This window comes from Streptomyces sp. TOM-9, assembly GCF_056858595.1.
This window is the reverse complement of sequence record NZ_JBXEQB010000001.1, coordinates 8,861,491-8,879,665: the sequence shown is the minus strand read 5'-3', so window position 1 is coordinate 8,879,665 and position 18,175 is coordinate 8,861,491. Positions and strand designations below refer to the sequence as shown.

The window sequence follows — 18,175 nt, the reverse complement described above, 5'->3', positions numbered from 1 at the left end:
CACTGGGACGGAACGCACGCCCGACGGCTCGGGGGGCCGCTCCGGTGCCCGAGCCGCAGGAAGAGAAGAAGGGGAGCCGTCACACATGAGCAGCGAGGAGCGCGCGGAGCGCGATGTCCGGGAGGTCCGGGAGGTCCTGGCCCGCTACGTCCGCGCGACGGACCGACGGGACGGCAAGGGCCAGGGAGCCCTGTTCACCGACGACGCCGTCGTGCAGATCTACGCCAGGACCGGTACCGCCGGCCACGAACCCGTCGGCGAGCCCCTCATCGGCGGGGCGGCCGTGGCCTACGCGGTCGAGCACTACATGGCCCCGCACCCGGAGGGCGGTGCCGGCCACCACATGACCGCCGACCACCTCGTCGAGGTCGACGGCGACCACGCCCACATGAACGCCCAGTTCGTCGTCTTCCGGACGCGCGCCGCCGCGCGGCCCGCCGAGGGGTGGCCCGCGGGCGCCTTCGGCGCACAGGGCACGGTGGAACCGGTCGAGTCCGGCTACTACGACACCGACCTGCGCCGGGTGGACGGCGTGTGGAAGATCGTCCACCACCGCGTCCTGATGGACATGCCGATCGCCCTCCCGGGGGCGTGATGCGGGCCGTGGTCTACCGCCGCTACGGCGGCCCCGAGGTGCTGGAGCTCGCCGAACTCCCCACGCCCAGGACCCATGTCGACTCGGTGCTGGTCCGGGTGCGCGCGGCGGCGCTCAACCCCGCCGACCTGGCACTCCAGGCGGGAGCGCTCCACTCCGCCGTCGACACGTACTTCCCCGTCGTCCCGGGCTGGGACATCGCGGGCGTGGTGGAGCACGCCGGGCCCGCCGCCCCGGAGTTCGCCCCCGGCGACGAGGTCATCGGGTACATCCGCGGCGACGTGCAGCGCGCGCACGGCGCACTGGCCGAGCTGGTCGCCGCCGACGTGCGCACCCTGGTGCACAAGCCCGCAGGGATGGGCTTCGCCGAGGCCGCCGGGCTGCCCCTCGCGGGGCTGACCGCCCATCGGGCGGTGGTGCGCGCGCTGGACGTCCGGCCGGGCCAGACCCTGCTCGTGCACGGCGCGGGCGGCGGCGTCGGCTCCCTCGCCGTCCAGCTCGCGCTGGCCCGCGGCGCCCGGGTCATCGGCACCGCCTCCCCCGCCGACCAGGACCACCTGCGCGCGCTCGGGGCGGAACCCGTCGCCTACGGACAGGGGGCCGCCGCGCGGGTACGGGAACTCGCGCCGCGCGGAGCCGACGCGGTGCTCGACACCGCCGGTGGCGGCACCCTCGCCGCGACGGCGGACGCCGCCCGTACGGGCGCCCGGGTGGCCTCCGTCGCGGAGACCGGGCTGCCGGGGGTCGTACCGGTCTTCTGCCGCCTCGACCGGGCCGACCTCGCCGCGCTGGTGGTACTCGCCGAGGCCGGGAAACTCTCCGTGCGGGTCGCCGCCACCCACCCGCTGGAACGCGCGGCCGACGCCCAGCGCCAGCTGGCCGCGGGCGGCTCCCGGGGCAAGGTGGTCGTCGACGTCACCTGACCCACGGCTTTGAAGTTGCCGCCCGTTCTTGGTTCGATCTCGTCGGCGACGTGGACGGCAGGAATGGATGCTCTCGTGGAGAATGACGCACCGCTCGCGTGGGTCGGGGTGGACACGGTGGCGGAGCGGGCCTACCGCCTCCTGCTGTCCCGCGACAGCACGACCGTCGACGACGTGGTCGCCGCCCTCGGCGTGACGGCGGACGAGGGGCTGGCGGTGCTCGAACAGCTCCACCACGCGGGGCTGATGAGCCGCCGCTCCTCGGGCGAGTTCTTCACGGTGGACCCCCGGCACGCGCTGCACGCGCTCGTCGAGTCGCGCGAGCGCCAGCTGGCCGCGGTGCGCGAGGCGGCCGGCCCGCTGGGCGTGCTCTTCGACGCGGCCAGGAGGGCCAGGGACGGCGGTCCCGGCACCGCCGTGATCAGCGGCCTGGAGGCCGTCGGGGACCGCTACTACCGGCTCAAGCAGACCGCGCGGAGCGAACTGTGCGCCCTGGACCGCCCGCCGTTCCTGCTCGCCCCGAACGAGCCGCTCGACGAGGCGGCGGTACGGCGGGGCGTGCGGGTGCGGGCGGTCTACGCCGCCGCCAGCTTCGAGGCCGACGGCGGGTGGCAGGAGCTGGGCAGCCTCGTGTCGCGCGGGGAGGAGGCCAGGGTCGTGCCGGCGCTGCCGATCAAGCTGGCGATGGCCGACCGGTCGGCCGCGATGGTGTCGCTGAGCCTGTCGGTCGGGAGCGCCGAGTACCTCTACACCGAATCCCCGCCCCTGCTGGAGGCCTTGGGTGAATTCTTCGAGAAGTACTGGGCCTCCGCCTCCCCGTTGACCGGTGAGCCGGGATCCGGCACCCTGCCGACGGCGGTCCCGGGGGATCCGGCGGACGCAGCGGACGGGTCCCGCAGGCCGACCGACGAGGAGCGGAACCTGCTCGCGCTCTTCGCGGCCGGCGTCAAGGACGAGGCGATCGCCCGCCAGCTGGGCATCTCGCCCCGGACGCTGCGCCGCAGGATCCAGGACCTGTTCACCGAACTCGGCGCCACCAACCGGTTCGGCGCGGGCGTCGCCGCGGCCCGCCGCAACTGGATCTGACCGGAAGGCGGTGGCCCCTTCTGGCCACTGGCCGGTTTCGGCAGCGCAGGACGTTGGTCACCAAAGGATCACCCGGCTAGAACTTGTGTGCGCCCGAACGGCGTTCCACTCGGCCGGGCTGTCCGGCCACCCCCTGATGAAGGAGCTTTGGTGGCACCACCTGCCCATCCTTCTGCGCGCCGGTCGGCGATACCGCGGTCACTCGCGGCCCTCGTCGCCGGCGTCAGCCTGACGGTCCTCACCGCGGCCGCCCCGGCACCGGCCGTCGCGGCCCCGGTCCCCACGCCACCCGCCGTCCCGGCGCCGTTCGCCGCGCACGACCCGGGGAACGGCGAACCGCCGTCCGCCGGGCGGTACATCGTCACCCTGCGCGAGCCGGCCGCGGCGACGTACACCGGCGGCGTGGCCGGCAAGGCCCGCACGGCCCCCCGCGAGGGCGAGGGCCTGAAGGCGGGCTCGGCACCCGTGAAGGCCTACCGCACCTACCTGCGCGAGCGTCAGGACGACGCGGCCAAGACGGTCGGCGCCCGCGTGATCTCCTCGTACTCCGCCGCGCTCAACGGCTTCACGGCCGAGCTCCAGCCACGGCAGGTCGAGGAGTTGCGCGCCGATCCCACGGTGGTGTCGGTCGTCAAGGACGACCTGCGCAAGCCGCTGGCCGCCGTCAACTCGACGGACTACCTGGGCCTCAGCGGCACGAGCGGGGTGTGGGCCGCCAACGGCGGCGTCGCGGGCGCCGGCAAGGGCGTGGTCGTCGGCGTCGTCGACACCGGCATCGCCCCGGAGAACCCCTCGTTCGCCGGTGCGCCGCTCGGTACCGCGCCCGGTCAGGAGCCGTACCTGGACGGCTCCGTGGTCACCTTCCGCAAGGCGGACGGCGGGACCTTCACCGGCACCTGCACCGCGGGCGTCCAGTTCACCACCGCGGACTGCTCCACCAAGCTGGTGTCCGCGCGCTACTTCGTCGACAACTTCGGCGCCACCCACATCGGCGGCCCCTCGGTCGGCGAGTACCTGTCGCCGCGGGACGGCGAGGCGCACGGTTCGCACACCGCCAGCACGGCCGCGGGCGCGGGCGGCGTCGCCGCCGACCTGGGCGGCGTGCCGATGGGCCCGATCTCCGGTGTCGCGCCGGCCGCCAAGGTGGCGGCCTACAAGGCCTGCTGGAGCGGCCCCGACGCGAAGGACACCACGGACGACGGCTGCGCCACCGGTGACCTGCTGGCCGCGATCGACGCGGCCGTCGCCGACAACGTCGACGTGATCAACTACTCCATCGGCTCGGCCGGCGGCGCCCTCACCACCGACTCGGTCGTGGACGAGGCGTTCCGCAACGCCGCCGCGAGCGGCATCTTCGTCGCCAACGCCGGCGGCAACTCCGGGCCCGGCGACAGCACCGTCGACAACGCATCGCCGTGGATCACCACCGCGGCGGCGAGCACCATGCCGACCCGCGAGGCCACGGTGGAGCTCGGCGACGGCCAGAACGTGCTCGGCGCGTCCGTCTCGCTCCCGGCGGACGGCCGCAAGGTGACCGGCCCGCTGGTCGCCGCCTCGGGCGCCAGGACCGCGATCTCCGTCCGGCCGCAGCTGTGCGGTCCCGACAGCCTGGACGGTGCCAAGGTCAAGGGCGCGATCGTGCTGTGCGAGCGCGGCACGTACGACCGGGCGGCCAAGTCGGCCGAGGTGAAGCGCGCGGGCGGCATCGGGATGGTCCTGGTGAACCCCTCGCCGGACTCGACGGACCTCGACACCCACGCCGTCCCGACGATCGCCGTCGACGCGGACGGCTACGACGCGCTGGTCTCGTACGCCGCCACCGACGCGCCCACGGCCACCCTGGTGGCCGGCAACCCGCACCGGCTGGCGTCGGCGGCGGTCCCGCAGATCGCCGGGTTCTCCTCGCGCGGCCCGGTCCAGGCCGACGGCGGCGACCTGATCAAGCCCGACCTCGCGGCTCCGGGTGTGGCCGTCCTCGCCGACGGCGCCAACGCCGCCGGTGGGCGGCCGAGCTTCACCTTCATGTCGGGCACCTCGATGGCGTCCCCGCACGTGGCCGGTCTCGGCGCGCTCTACCTCGGCCTGCACCCGCAGGCGACCCCGGCCGAGATCAAGTCCGCGCTGATGACCACCACCCGGCCCACCGTGACGGGCGCGGGGGAAGCGTCGGAGGACGTCTTCGCCCAGGGCAACGGCCAGGTGGACGCGACCCGTTACCTGCACCCCGGGCTGCTGTACCTGAACGGTCCCGACGACTGGGCGCGGTACGTCGCCGGGGTCAAGGGCGACCGTACGGCGCCCGCGCCGTCCGACCTCAACCTGGCGTCGATCGGCGTCGGTTCGCTGGCCGGCCGGCAGACCGTGACCCGCACCGTGACGTCGACGGGGCCCGGCACCTTCACCGCCGACCCCGTGCGGATCCCGGGCGTGGACACCGTCGTCGAGCCGCGGTCGCTGACCTTCACCGCGGCGGGGCAGTCCAGGACGTTCAAGGTGACGTTCACCCGGACCACCGCGCCGCTGGGCGAGTACGCCACGGGGTACCTGACCTGGCGCGCCGGTGGGCAGAGCGTGCGCAGCGCGGTCGCCGTACGACCGGTGACCCTGGTGGCGCCCACGGCGGTCGCCGCCGCGGGGAGCACCGGCCGGACCACCCTGCCCCTCAAGGGCGGAGAGGACCGCGACGTGCCGCTGGACCTCACCGGGCTCTCCCGCGGCCTGCGGGTCCAGGACTCGGGAACGGTCGGCGGACCCGCGCGGACCCACGTCGTGGAGGTGCCGGCCGGGACGGAGCACGCCCGCTTCGCCCTCGACGCCGCCGACGACTCGGCCGACCTGGACCTGTCGGTGTACCGGCTCAACGAGTACGGCGACACGGCGCTGGTCGACCGGGCGGCCACCGAGTCCGCCGACGAGCAGCTCGACCTGGAGGACCCCGAACCCGGTCTGTACGAGGTCGAGGTGGACTTCTTCGCCGGGTCCGGACCGCTCGACTTCACGGTGACCAGCTTCGCCCTGGGCGACAAGGGCGCCGAGGGCTCGTACACCGCGCAGCCCGCCACGGCGGCCCTGCACGCGGGCGGCACCACCCCGGTCACCCTGTCCTGGAAGGGCCTGCGGGCCGGAGCGGTGTACCTCGGCCGCGTCACGTACGGCGACACCGGACGGACCACCTACGTGACCGTCACCGGTGACCCGCGCACCGGCCCGCCCGGCGGTTCCCCCGGCGCCCGGCCCACGGTCGCCGTCAAGCCCGCCTACGCCGTGCCGGGCCAGTCCGCCGTCGTCGTGGCGAAGGACCTGACCCCGGCCGTCGACTTCCAGATCCGGGTGAAGGGCACCAACCGGGTGCTGGCGACCGGACGCACCACCGACGACGGCGGCGTGGGCCGTCTCGTCACCCTCCCGGCCGACATCGCCACCGGGAAGCAGACCCTGGAGGTCAGGTACGGCAGCCGGAGCGCGGGCGGCTCCTTCACCGTCGCCAAGCTGGTCCTGGGCGACGCCGAGCACTCCGACGCCCACGCCTTCGACGGCAACCCGCTGGCCGCGATGACCACCGCCGTCAAGGGCAAGGGCACGGTGCGCATCACCGTCCGCGGCGCCTCCGGCACCTACCTGGACCGGACGCTCGCCGTCGACGCGGGCGAACTGCCCTGGTACGCCTGGAAGTCCGACCCGGTCGAGACCAGGCCGGGGAAGCTCACCGCCACCCTCGCCGTGGTCGCGGGCCACGGCCGCACCGGGCAGACCAAGTCGGTGACCTGGACGCCCACCGCCGTCAAGGCGAGCACCGCGTCCATCACCGAGGACCGCAGCACGGCGCACACCGCGCAGGTGAGCTACACCAACAACTCGGAGGTGCCGGTCTTCCCGACGCTGCGCTACAAGCTGACCAACGGCGACCTGGTCCTCGCCACGCTGCAGACCGATCCCGAGGACACGTTCACCCGCTCCTACGACACGACCGGGGTGGACCGCCTCGACCTCGTGCTCGACGGGACGACCGTGGCCACGTACCGGAACAAGGACCGTGCCGGGCGCACCGGCCGGCCCGCGATGGTGGAGCCGTTCTACGCGACCTTCCAGCGCGGCACCCCGGCGAAGCACCACGGCGGCCCCGCGCCGCTGAGGATGACCGTGACCAACCGTCCCGCGGCGTACAGCGGGGGATTCGCCCTGACCGTCGGCGAGGGCCCGGAGATCTACGCGGGCAGCTCGCTCCTCCTCGACGAGCGCATCCCCACCACGCGCAGCCCGCAGGAGGGGGCGCCGATCTCCCGGACCGTCACGGTGCCCGCCGGGCGGCCGCTGTGGGCCACCGCGTACTACGAGATCCAGGGCCCGATCTTCCAGGCCCTGGCGGTGCGGCGGATCCTCGTGCCGCCGGTGGACGCGGACGACCTCGAACCGGTGCACGGCTCCGGGTCCCGGTCGCCGTTCGTGGTCGACACCATGCCCAGGGAGGCGGCCGCCGGTTCCACGGCGTCGGTCACCGCGGCGGGCCTGTCGCCGAGTGAACGGTTCACCGTGCGGCTCGACGGCCGGGTCGTCGGCTCCGGCCGCGCGACGGCCGCGGGCTTCGCCCACGCGTTCGTCACGGTCCCGCACGGCCACGGACGGACGCTGACGGTACGGGTGACCGGAACCGGGGCGGGCCGTTCGGGCGAGACCGTACTCGGCCTCTCCGGCTGACCGGTGGGCCCGGCCGGAGTACCCTCCCCAGGGGTACGCCGGCCGGGCCGCGGTCATCACAGGGTGCGTGCCCGCCGACCGGACCGCCGGGCGTGCCCGCCACCGTGGACACCGCAACGCGGGGCCCATGGTCCCGGCGAGGGGAGCGGGCACTCCGGCCCCCGGGCGCCCCGCCGTCTGCGGCACGCCCGGGACGCGAACGCCCCATGACGGCGAGTCCCCGGCCGGGGACTCGCCGCTCGGCTGCCCCATGACGAGCAGGATCGCGGCCCACGCCACGGCGACCTCGGCCCGCGAGAACCCGGACCCGCTGATGACCTGGCGCGTACACGCAGGCATCGGCGGGCAATCGCCTCCCCCTCTCCCCCCGTTCACGTGCGCCCGGGCGGACGTGCCCTCAGGGCCGCGGCTCGGCCGGTTCCTGATCCCCCGGCCGCAGGCTGCCCCGGTTGGCGAGCCGGAACAGGAGCGCGATGGAGGGGAAGATGAGGAGTCCGGCCACGACGGCGACGCCGATCGTCACCGCCAGGGTGGCCTGCGGGGCCGCGGCCTCGCCGATCTCCAGATGGGTGCCGAGGAGGTACGGGTACTGGGCGACGCCCCACCCGAGCACGACCAGGGCGACCGCGGCCGCGGCGAGCCCGCGCAGGAACCTCGTCCGCTGACGCCACACCATGACCGTGGTCGCGACCCCGCAGAGCGCCGCCAGCAGCACCAGCGGCAGGGCGCCGTGACTGAGACGGCGGAACAGGTGCGGCGAGTCCTGCTGCAGCACGAAGACGCCGGCGATGCTGACGGCTCCGGTCAGCACGGCGGCGCACAGGGCCCTGCTGCGGAAGTGCCGCTGCAGGGTGTGGTCGCGCTGCTGACGGGCCGCCACGTACAGGTAGGTGGCGGCGAGGTAGGCGCAGACGAGGACGGCCAGCACGCCGCCGAGCACCGACGTGGGGTTCAGCCAGCTCGTGACGGCGTTCCCGTTGCCCGCCGAGGGCACGCGCCCGGAGGCGATGCCCCCGGCGATCGATCCGAAGCAGTACGGGGTCAGGACGGACGAGGCGGCGAACGCGACCCCGTACACCCGCTGCTCGGGGGTGCGCAGCGAGGCCTTGCGGAAGGCGAAGCCGGCGCCGCGCAGCACGATGCCCAGGACGGCGATGCCCAGCGGGACGTAGAGGGTCGTGGTGATGGCGGTGAACGCGGCCGGGAACCCCGACCAGAGGAAGACCAGGCAGTAGACGAGCCAGGTGTGGTTGGCCTCCCACACCGGGCCGACGGAGGTGTCGATCAGGTGCCTGGGGCGCCGGCCCCGCTCGGCCCCGCCCGCCGTCAGGTCCCAGAAACCGGCGCCGAAGTCCGCGCCGCCGAAGAGGCAGTACGCGATGACGCCGAGGAAGAGGAAGGCCGCGACAGCTTCCGGCATCACCGCTCCGTCCCGGCTCGCGCAGCGACGGGTTCCGGGCCGCTGCGCGGACCGTAGGGGACGTCCACGCTGTCGTCGTCCCCGGCCTGCCAGCGCCGTTTCATCGACAGCAGCACCGTCACCGCGCCGGCGCCCACGGCCGCGTAGATGACGACGACCGACCCGAAGAACGGCCACAGGTTGCCCTGGGTGGTCACCGCGTCGCGGGTGAGGAGGTGGCCGACGACGGTCCAGGGCTGGCGGCCCAGCTCCGTGACCATCCATCCGGTCTCCAGGCAGGCCACGGCGGCGAGCCCGCTGACCGCGCAGCAGCGCAGGAACCACGGCTGCCGTTCCAGGGAGCGCCGCCGCCACCACAGCCAGAGGAACCACACGACGAGCGCCAGCAGGGCGAAGGACAGCCCGACCATCACGTCGAAGGCGAGGTGGACGGTGCTCACGATCCGGTCCGAGGGGCGTACGTCCGCGGGGATCGCGTCGAGCCCCTTGATCTCGGTGGACGGGTGGAATCCGGCCAGCAGGGAGGCCATGTCCGGTACGGGGAGCCCGTACCTGACCTCGCCGTCGACCAGTACCCCGCCGAGCGTCTCCGGGACGTGCGTGCCGGTCTGCGGCAGCAGCTCGACCGCGGCGAACTTGGCGGGCTCGGCCTGGTACACGTACCGGGCGATGGTGTCGCCCACCACGACCTGCAGGGGCAGCGCGACGGCGGCGGTGACGAAGCCGATGAGGAACCCGGTGCGGTGGTAGCGGGACGTACGGCCCCGCAGCATGCCGACCGCGTAGACGCTCGCCACCGCGAAACCGGCGACGATGTACGCGGCGAGCAGCATGTGGAGGAACTCCCACCGGAACGCCCCGTTGAAGAAGACCTCCGCCGGCCGGACGGCCACGATCTTCCCGTCGCGCATCGTGAAGCCGCCGGGCTGGTTCATCCAGCTGTTGGCCGCGATGACGGCGGCCGCGCCCCCGATGCTGGAGAGCGCCACCGGTACGCCCGTCCAGAAGTGCGCCCACGGCGACAGCCGGTCCCAGCCGTAGATGTAGAGGGACACGAAGATCGCCTCGAGGAAGAAGAACAGCCCCTCGATGGCGAACGGGAACCCGAAGGCCGGCCCGTACCCGCGCATCAGGCCCGGCCAGAGGATGCCCAGCTCGAAGGAGAGGACGGTGCCCGTGATCGCCCCCACGGCGAAGAGCACCGCGGCCACCTTCGACCAGCGCCGCGCCAGCAGCATGGCGTCGGCGTCCCCGCGGCGCAGACCGCGGTGGTTCGCGATGAGCATCAGCGTGGTGAGGGCGACACCGAACGGCACCAGGATGATGTGGAAGCCCAGAGTGAAGGCCATCTGCTGACGGGCCGGCAGCAACTGCGCCGGATCACCCGCCGACCCGAGGCCCTGCGCCACCACCTGCCAGGCCCCCGTCATCGCCCGCACCGCCGGTCAGCAGGGGGCTTCCGGCCTGGGCCCCCCGTGCACGCCACCGCCATCACATCGACCACGACCCTTTCGTGACAGGACGCTCACCATAGGTCACGACGATCGGTATGGGCGGGAATGCGCACTGCGGGCGGGGGCCGATGACCCGTTCGGTGGTCGAGGTCCGGCCGGTCCCCGGCGCGGCACCCGGCGGTCAGCGGGTACGGGCGGGCGGGGGCAGTTCCCCCGAGCCACGGGGGACGAGCCGGGTCTCGACCAGGAGGGTGCGGGCCCGGGTGCGGTCGCCCTCAAGGCGTTCGAGGGCGGTGGAGCCCGCCAACTCGCCCATGGTGACCGGATTCTGGGCCACGACGGTGAGGGCGGGTTCGAGGATGGCGGCCATGGGGACGTCGTCGAAGGCGACCACCGCGACGTCCTTGCGCCCGCTGCGGGAGAGCTCGGTCATGACCCCGATCGTCATGACGTTGTTGCCCGACAGCAGCGCGGTGGGCGGGTCGGGCAGGGCGAGCAGCCGGGCCGTCGCCTCGGCGGCGCCGGCCGGGTCGTGCGCGTCGGCGACGAGGGCGCGGTCGTGGGGCAGCCCGGCCTCGGCGAGCGCGGCGCGGTAGCCGGCGAGCCTCTCACGGCGGGTGTACAGCCGGGCCGGGAGGTCGCCTATGAACCCGATCCTGCGGTGTCCGCCGGCGATCAGGTGGGCGACGCCCTCCTGCGTGCCGGCCCGGTTGGAGCTGACCACGGTGTCGGCGGTCAGGCCGTTGCCGGGCCGGTCGAGGAAGACCACCGGCAGTCCGGCGGCCCGGTGGGACTTCAGGTGGGCGTGGTCGGCGCCCACCGCGGGCGCGACCATGAGCACGCTGACCCGGCGGGCCAGGAAGGTGCCGATCAGCGCGTGCTCCCGCTCCGGGTCGTCGTCCGACGAACCCATCAGCAGGGTCAGTCCGTGCCCGTGCACGGCGTCCTCGATGCCGCCGGCGACGGCGCCGAAGAACGGGTTGCCCAGGTCCGGCACCACCAGACCCACGGTGGTGTCGGGGCCGCCCACCCGCATGCTCCTGGCCATGAGGTTGGGCTGGAAGCCGAGCTTCGCCACGGCCTCCAGCACCCGCCTCCTGGTCTCCGCGGAGCTGGGACCGTCCTCGTTCAGCACCCGGGAGACCGTCTTGGCACTGACACCCACCTCGCGGGCCACGTCGGCGAGGGTCGGTCTGCGGGTCGCTGTCATGGACCACCTTTTCTCCGGATGTCGGCCCCGCGGATGCCGGGGCCCGTCGGTCAGCTCCCCCCGACCCCTGCGGCCGAGGCTGCGTCACTGTCCGCCACGACCGTACCGCCGTCCGGTCGCACGCCGAGCGCGCCGGTCATGATGGCCACCACCTCGGCCATCGAGTAGTCCGACGGCTTGATGACGGCCTCCCGCCTGCCCAGCCGGTGGACGTGGACGCGGTCGGCGATCTCGAAGACGTGGGGCATGTTGTGGCTGATGAGGATCACCGGGATGCCCTTGTCCCGTACCCGGCGGATGAGGTCGAGGACCTGTCCTGACTCCTTGACGCCGAGGGCGGCGGTCGGCTCGTCCATCACCACGACGCTGCGCGCCCAGGCGGCCGCGCGGGCCACGGCGACGGCCTGGCGCTGGCCGCCGGAGAGCGTCTCCACCGGCTGCGTGATCGAGCCGACGCCGACCTTGAGCGCGGCCATGTGGTCGGCGGCCTGACGGCGCATCGCCTTCTTGTCCAGCAGGCGGAGCACCGAGCCCAGCACGCCGGGGCGGCGGATCTCGCGGCCCAGGAACATGTTGGACGCGATGTCCATGGACGCCGCGACGGCGAGGTCCTGGTACACCGTCTCGATGCCGTGCGCCCGCGCGTCCTGCGGCCCGGCGAACCTGATGGGTCTGCCGTGCAGCCGGATCTCGCCGGCGTCGGGGACGAGTGCGCCGGTGAGCGCCTTGATCAGGCTGGTCTTGCCGGCACCGTTGTCGCCGATGACGGCCAGCACCTCGCCGGGCATGAGGTCGAAGTCAGCGTGGTCGATGGCGGTGACGTGTCCGTAGCGCTTGACCAGCCCGCGCGCGCTGAGCACGGGTTCGGGCCCGGTGGCGGGCGCCGGGGCCTCCGGTGCGGGGGACTCCGGGTCCCGGGGGGCGGGGTCCCGGGGAGCGGGGCCGGTCATCGGGTCCCCTTTCGCGAGAGCTGGTCGACGGTCACCGCGAGGATCACCAGCACGCCGGTGACCAGCGTCTGGTACACGGAGGAGACGCCCATCAACTGCAGGCCGTTGCGGAAGACGCCGACGATGAGCACACCGACGAACGTGCCGAGGACGGTGCCGCGGCCGCCGAACAGGCTCGTGCCGCCGAGGACGACGGCGGTGATGCTGTCGAGGTTGTCGGTCTGCCCCGCCTGGGGGTCGCCGACCCCGGTCCGCGACACCAGCAGCAGGGCGGCGATGCCGTAGACCAGTCCGGCCACCGTGTAGACGCCGACGGTGAGCCGGGAGACCCGGATGCCGCTGAGCCGTGCGCTCTCCGCGCTGTTGCCGAGGGCGTAGACGTGGCGGCCCCAGGCGGTGCTGCTCAGCGCGTAGGCGAAGCCCAGGAAGAGGGCGATCGTGACCAGCGACCCGTAGGTGACGTCGGTCCTGCCGAGCGGGAAGGTGCGACCCAGCGCGGTGAGCGGTTCCGGGAGGCCGGTGACGGTCTGTTCGTCGGAGTAGATGTGGGTGAGGGCGAAGGCGACGTTGAGCATGCCCAGCGTCACGATGAACGGGGGCAGCGGCACCGTCCGCACCAGGAGCCCGTTGACCAGACCGAACGCTCCGCAGACCAGGATGCCGAGGGCGATGGCGAGCAGCGGCGGCAGCGGACCCTGGACGGCGAGTTTGGCGATGAGGATGCCGCCGAAGGCCATGACCGCGCCGCACGACAGGTCGATGCCGGCGGTGAGGATGATCAGCGTCTGGCCGATGGCGAGCGTGCCGACCACCATGACCTGCTGGAGGATCAGCGAGAAGTTGCCGCCGGAGAGGAACTGGTCGGTGGCCAGGGAGAAGAACACCGAGGCGAGGACGAGGGCCGCGAACGGTCCCGCGGCGGGCGCCGTGAGGAACCGGCGCAGCGCGGCCGGTTCCCTGCTCACGGCGGGGAGCGAGGTGGATGCGGTCACCGGGCTCAGCCCCAGCAGTTCTGCAGGCCGAAGCCGGTGTCCTTGGACTCCGCGCCCGTCTGCGCCTTGTCGGTGATCAGGGTGACGCCGGTGTCGGTGTAGCCGCTGGTCTTCTTGCCGTCCTTGGCGAACGCGGCCACCGCCTTGACGCCGTCGGCGGCCATCTTCAGGGGGTACTGCTGGGAGGTCGCGGCGATCTTGCCGTCCTTGACCGCCTGCACGCCGGTGCAGCCGCCGTCGATGGCGACGATCGTGACGTCCTTCTCGCGGCCCTTGGCCTTGATGGCGGTGTACGCGCCGAGCGCCGCCGGCTCGTTGATCGCGTAGACCAGGTTGATGTCGGGTGCCTTCTGCAGGCAGGTCTCCATGGCGGTCTGGCCCTTGGCCTGGTCACCGCCGGTGTCCTGGGAGCAGACGATCGACGGGTCGGAGGCGCTGACCCCGAACCCCTTGATGAAGCCCTCGTGGCGCTGCACGCCGACCGACACGCCGGGGGCGAGGTCCAGCGTGGCGATCTTCGGCGTCTTGCCGGCCATCGCGGCCTTGGCGTACGCGCCGATCAGCTCGCCGGCCTTCACGTTGTCGGTGGCGAACAGCGCGTCGGCGGCGTCCTGCGGCTCCGGAGGGGTGTCCAGGGCGATGACGAGCACGCCCTTGGCACGGGCCTTCGCGATCGCGGGGACGATGGCCTTGGAGTCGTTGGGGGTGATGAGCACGCCCTTGACGCCGGCGGCGACCATGTTCTCCAGCGCCGTGACCTGGCTGGCGTTGTCACCGTCGAACTTGCCCGCCGCGGTGGTCAGTTCAATGTTCTCGCTCTTGGCGGCCTGCTCTGCGCCCTGCTTCATCTTGACGAAGTAGGGATTGGTGTCGGTCTTGGTGATCAGGCCGACCTTCACCTTGCCCCCGGACGGGGAGCCGCCGCCGGAACCGGAACCGCACGCGGCCAGTGACAGGGCGAGGCCGGCGGCACCGATGACGAGGACCGGACGGGCTCTACGGGACATCTGCGACTCCTACGGGAAGCAGTGAGCGGGGAAAGCCGTATGGCGCTGCGTTCGGCGAAGGATCTCGCCAGGGGAATGCCAACGTTGACACATGTCATCGTTGACACCGCATGCGGAGGATGATGGACTCCCGCTCCGGCAACGTCAATGCCTTTGCCGAGGAAGCCCGTTGGCAGCACGTGGCGCCCGCCCCCGACACCCCGCCCGGGCCGCCGCCGGGGCCGGCCCACGTCCCCGCTCCCACCTGGAGGAACCACCCCATGCAGCCGCGTCAGGTCACCGTGCTCGGAGAGTGCGTCGCCGATGTCTTCCCCGAACCCGGGCACGGGGCGGCCCCGTCCGGGGCGCCCGGCCGCTCCCCGGACGGGTCGCAGGAGCTGCGGCTGCGCGCCCTGCCGGGCGGCGGTCCGGCCAACACCGCCGTGGGCCTGGCCCGTCTCGGCACGCCGACCCGGCTGCTGGCACGGTTGTCCGGTGACGTCTTCGGCCGCCTGTTCCGCGCCCACCTGCTGGCATCGGGTGTCGACCTGTCGGCGGCCACGGACGCTCCCGAACCCAGCACGCTGGCGGTCGCCGACGTCGACGGCGACGGGCAGGCCGCGTACTCCTTCCACGCCGAAGGCACCGCGGACTGGCAGTGGACGCGCGAGGAGCTGGGCCGCGCCGCACTCGGCGACGCGGCCTGCGTCCACTCCGGTTCGCTCGCCCTGGTCAGGCGACCGGGGGCCGTCCTCCTGGAGGAGGTGCTGGCCGGGGCACGGCAGCACGCGACGGTCAGCATCGACCCCAACGTCCGGCCCGCCCTGGTCGATCCGCGGGTCTACCGCGACCGGATCCGGACGTGGTGCGCGACGGCCGACATCCTCCGGCTGAGCGAGGACGACCTCGCCGTGCTGGCCCCGGGCACCACGCCGGAGGCGGCCTGTGACGACTTCCACGCGTCGGGGGCCCGCCTGGTCGTGGTCACCCTCGGGGCGCGGGGCGTCCTCGCCTCTCTCGACGGCGGGCGGGTCTCCGTGCCCGGTGTGCCCGCGCAGGTGGTCGACACCGTCGGTGCCGGGGACTCCTTCACGGCGGGGCTCCTCCACCACCTCGGCGGCCGCGGGCTGCTGGGCGGCCGGCTCGACCGGCTGCGCACCGACGACGTCGTGGCGGCCTGCGCGTACGGGACCCGCGTGGCCGCGCTGACCTGCGCCGTCGCCGGACCGAACCCGCCGTGGGCCCATCAACTGGAGGCGGAAACCCTTGACCTGACGGTCCGTCCGACCTCGTGAGGTGCCGCAGCCGATCCTGCAGGGGGCGTTGACGGGCTCCCGGCAGGGGCCCATCATCGGTCATCGATCGGATGTCAGCGATGACATGTGTCAACGATGACATCACCGGCGTGCAGAGAGTGGGTTCACATGCGTCGAAGAGTCGGGGCGCTGCTCGTCGCCCTGATCGCGAGCCTGGCCGCGTTGCTGCCCGGCACCCCCGCGGTCGCCGGGACCGTGGGGGAATACCCGGAGTTCCCGTATCCGGCGACCACCTACAGCGAGCCGTTCCGCGGCCAGTTCCACTTCAGTTCGCAGTCGGGCTGGATGAACGACCCCAACGGCCTGGTGTACGCCAACGGGCTCTACCACTTCTTCTACCAGCACAATCCGCACGGCCTGGCCTGGGACACCATGCACTGGGGCCACGCCACCAGCACCGATCTGGTGCACTGGACCCAGAAGCCGATCGCGCTCGAACCCGGCGTCCACCCCGGCACGCTCTTCTCGGGTGGCGGCGTCGTGGACAAGGACAACACCTCGGGGCTGAAGACGGGCTCTCTCGACCCGATCGTGGTGTTCTCCAACACCGACGGCGTGAGCGTCTTCTACAGCAACGACGACGGCCGGACGTTCCAGGCCTACGACAAGGGCCGCAAGCAGATCGAGATCCCCGCCGAGAGCCGTGACCCCAAGGTGTTCTGGGACGCGGCACGCCACCGCTGGGCCATGGTCGTCTGGTCCAACGAGGGCGGCAACGGTGTGTCCGTCTACACCTCCCCGAACCTCCTCGACTGGACCTTCGCCAGCCGCTTCAAGGCACCGTGGCTCTTCGAGTGCCCCGACATGTACCCCCTGGCCCTGGACGGCAAGGCCGGGCAGCAGCGGTGGGTCCTGACCTCCGCGTCCAGTCAGTACGTCGTCGGCTCCTTCGACGGCACGACCTTCCGCACCGACTGGACCGGCCCGCAGCAGATGGACCTGGGCACCACCTTCGCCGGGGGCACCTTCTACGCCGCCCAGACGTTCACCAACACGCCCGACGGCCGCACCGTGCAGATGGCCTGGCAGGGCGGCAACCGCGGCAGCACCTGGACGGGCAACTCGACCTTCCCCGCCTCCCTCGGCCTGGTCAGCACCCCCGACGGACCGCGGATCACCCGGACACCGGTCGCCGAGCTGGCCTCACTGGGCTCGGAGACCCGCAGCTGGAAGAACCAGACGGTCAACGCGGCCAAGGGCGAGAACCTCTTCGCGGGCATCAAGGCCGACACGTACGAGATCACCGCCCAGTTCGACGTGAAGGGCGCCACGGCCACGCAGTTCGGCTTCGACCTGCACGCCCGCTCCGACGGGTCGGCCGACCGCAGCGTCGTCTACGACACCACGGCGCAGACCCTGCGGGGCAAGCCCCTCAAGCCGCGGAACGGCAAGGTCACGATGCGGCTGCTGGTGGACCGGGGGCAGTTGGAGACGTTCGCCGACGGCGGGCTCTACTCCCTGTCCGACAACGTCGACTTCGACTCCGCCGCGGACAGCCAGGGCATCCGGCTCTTCGCCGTCGGCGGCAAGGTGAAGCTGGACAGCGCGACCTTCACCCGCCTCAACTCCAGCTGGGGCACGGCCCAGTCCACCCTGGAGAGCAGCCTCAAGGGCCCGTGGCACGCCGCGGGCGGGGCGTGGACCGACGTCAGCGGCGGCAAGCGCGCCTCGACGAGCGGCGACGGGTTCTACCTGAGCGCGAGCAGCGGCGGTGACGCCGTCTACCAGGGCGACCTCACGCTGGACACCGCGCAGGCCGCGGGCCTGACGTTCCGCGCGAACGCCTCGGGCGCGGGCTACACGGCGAACATCGACACCAGCGGCGTCCTCAAGCTGTGGCGCCCGGGCCGGGACATCGCGACCTACGCCACCCCGGTCACGAAGGGCCGCACCTACCACCTGAAGGTGCAGACGAGCGGCTCCCGTATCCGGGTCTGGCTGGACAACGGCACCGACCCCGTCATCGACGCCACCGACGACACCTACACCACCGGTGTGTTCGGGGTGAACGTCTTCAACGGCACGGCGACGGTGCAGAACCTCAACACCGGAACGGCCGGTTTCTCGGCCTTCCCCGCCGGCCGGTGGACCCCGCGAGGCGGGACCTGGACGGTCACACCGTCCGGGCTGAGGGGTAGTTCGTCCCAGGACGGCTTCTACCTCAGCGACCGCATGGGAGGTGACTTCACGTACGAGGGCGACCTGTCCGTCACCAACGGCACGGCGGCCGGGCTCACCTTCCGCGCCCGCGACGACGGCGCCGGCTACACGGCGAACATCGACTCCAGCGGCGTGGTCAAGCTGTGGCGGCCGGGCCGGGACATCGCGACGTACGCCACCCGGATCGTCGAGGGCCGCACCTACCACCTGAAGGTGCGCACGGACGGCTCCCGCATCCGGGTCTGGCTCGGCGGCGGCGCCGATCCCGTCATCGACGCCACCGACGACACCTACGCGACCGGGTTGTTCGGGGTGAACGGCTTCGCGGCCAACACCCTGGTGCAGAACCTGACCATCGGCTGAGCCGCCGGCTGACCCATCGGGGACC

At 73.0% G+C, this 18,175-nt stretch carries 12 protein-coding genes; 6 read left to right on the top strand and 6 right to left on the bottom strand.

The features are described from left to right. Positions 1-85 precede the first annotated feature (85 nt). The 4 genes from AC1VWI_RS40830 (at position 86) to AC1VWI_RS40815 (ending at position 7,299) form a co-directional block, all read left to right on the top strand. Complete coding sequence (locus tag AC1VWI_RS40830; RefSeq protein WP_499516108.1) at positions 86-595, top strand: nuclear transport factor 2 family protein; 510 nt, start codon at positions 86-88, stop codon at positions 593-595. Next, on the top strand, positions 595-1,518 hold the full coding sequence (locus AC1VWI_RS40825; protein ID WP_499516107.1) for an NADP-dependent oxidoreductase: 924 nt from the start codon (positions 595-597) through the stop codon (positions 1,516-1,518). The genes AC1VWI_RS40830 and AC1VWI_RS40825 overlap by 1 nt, the downstream gene beginning before the upstream one ends. A 75-nt stretch (positions 1,519-1,593) precedes the next feature. After that, entirely contained in the window at positions 1,594-2,604 is a 1,011-nt protein-coding gene (locus AC1VWI_RS40820; RefSeq protein ID WP_499516106.1) for a LuxR C-terminal-related transcriptional regulator, read from the top strand. A gap of 150 nt (positions 2,605-2,754) precedes the next feature. Then, the gene (locus tag AC1VWI_RS40815; protein WP_499516105.1) at positions 2,755-7,299 is read left to right on the top strand and encodes a S8 family serine peptidase; all 4,545 of its coding nucleotides are present in this window, start codon (positions 2,755-2,757) and stop codon (positions 7,297-7,299) included. A gap of 397 nt (positions 7,300-7,696) precedes the next feature. On the opposite strand, the gene AC1VWI_RS40810 is transcribed toward AC1VWI_RS40815, so the two are convergent. The 6 genes from AC1VWI_RS40810 to AC1VWI_RS40785 all read right to left on the bottom strand — a co-directional run bounded on the left by AC1VWI_RS40810 (position 7,697) and on the right by AC1VWI_RS40785 (position 14,332). Continuing rightward, entirely contained in the window at positions 7,697-8,719 is a 1,023-nt protein-coding gene (locus AC1VWI_RS40810) for a cytochrome d ubiquinol oxidase subunit II (protein WP_499516104.1), read from the bottom strand. After that, the gene (locus AC1VWI_RS40805; RefSeq protein WP_499516103.1) at positions 8,719-10,149 is read right to left on the bottom strand and encodes a cytochrome ubiquinol oxidase subunit I; all 1,431 of its coding nucleotides are present in this window, start codon (positions 10,147-10,149) and stop codon (positions 8,719-8,721) included. The genes AC1VWI_RS40810 and AC1VWI_RS40805 overlap by 1 nt, the downstream gene beginning before the upstream one ends. Before the next feature lie 205 nt (positions 10,150-10,354). After that, positions 10,355-11,383 (bottom strand): LacI family DNA-binding transcriptional regulator, encoded by a 1,029-nt coding sequence (locus tag AC1VWI_RS40800; protein ID WP_499516102.1) that lies wholly within the window; start codon positions 11,381-11,383, stop codon positions 10,355-10,357. Between the two features lie 50 nt (positions 11,384-11,433). Next, positions 11,434-12,333 (bottom strand): ATP-binding cassette domain-containing protein, encoded by a 900-nt coding sequence (locus tag AC1VWI_RS40795; RefSeq protein ID WP_499516101.1) that lies wholly within the window; start codon positions 12,331-12,333, stop codon positions 11,434-11,436. Then, on the bottom strand, positions 12,330-13,325 hold the full coding sequence (locus AC1VWI_RS40790) for an ABC transporter permease (protein WP_499516100.1): 996 nt from the start codon (positions 13,323-13,325) through the stop codon (positions 12,330-12,332). The genes AC1VWI_RS40795 and AC1VWI_RS40790 overlap by 4 nt, the downstream gene beginning before the upstream one ends. Positions 13,326-13,330: 5 nt before the next feature. Then, on the bottom strand, positions 13,331-14,332 hold the full coding sequence (locus AC1VWI_RS40785; protein WP_499516099.1) for a sugar ABC transporter substrate-binding protein: 1,002 nt from the start codon (positions 14,330-14,332) through the stop codon (positions 13,331-13,333). A 260-nt stretch (positions 14,333-14,592) separates the two neighbouring features. On the opposite strand from AC1VWI_RS40785, the gene AC1VWI_RS40780 reads away from it, so the two are divergent. Beyond that, positions 14,593-15,606 carry a carbohydrate kinase family protein gene (locus AC1VWI_RS40780; protein WP_499516098.1) on the top strand — a complete coding sequence of 338 codons (1,014 nt, stop codon included), beginning with the start codon at positions 14,593-14,595 and terminating at the stop codon, positions 15,604-15,606. A gap of 129 nt (positions 15,607-15,735) precedes the next feature. Next, entirely contained in the window at positions 15,736-18,150 is a 2,415-nt protein-coding gene (locus AC1VWI_RS40775) for a glycoside hydrolase family 32 protein (protein ID WP_499516097.1), read from the top strand. The last annotated feature ends 25 nt before the right edge of the window (positions 18,151-18,175 follow it).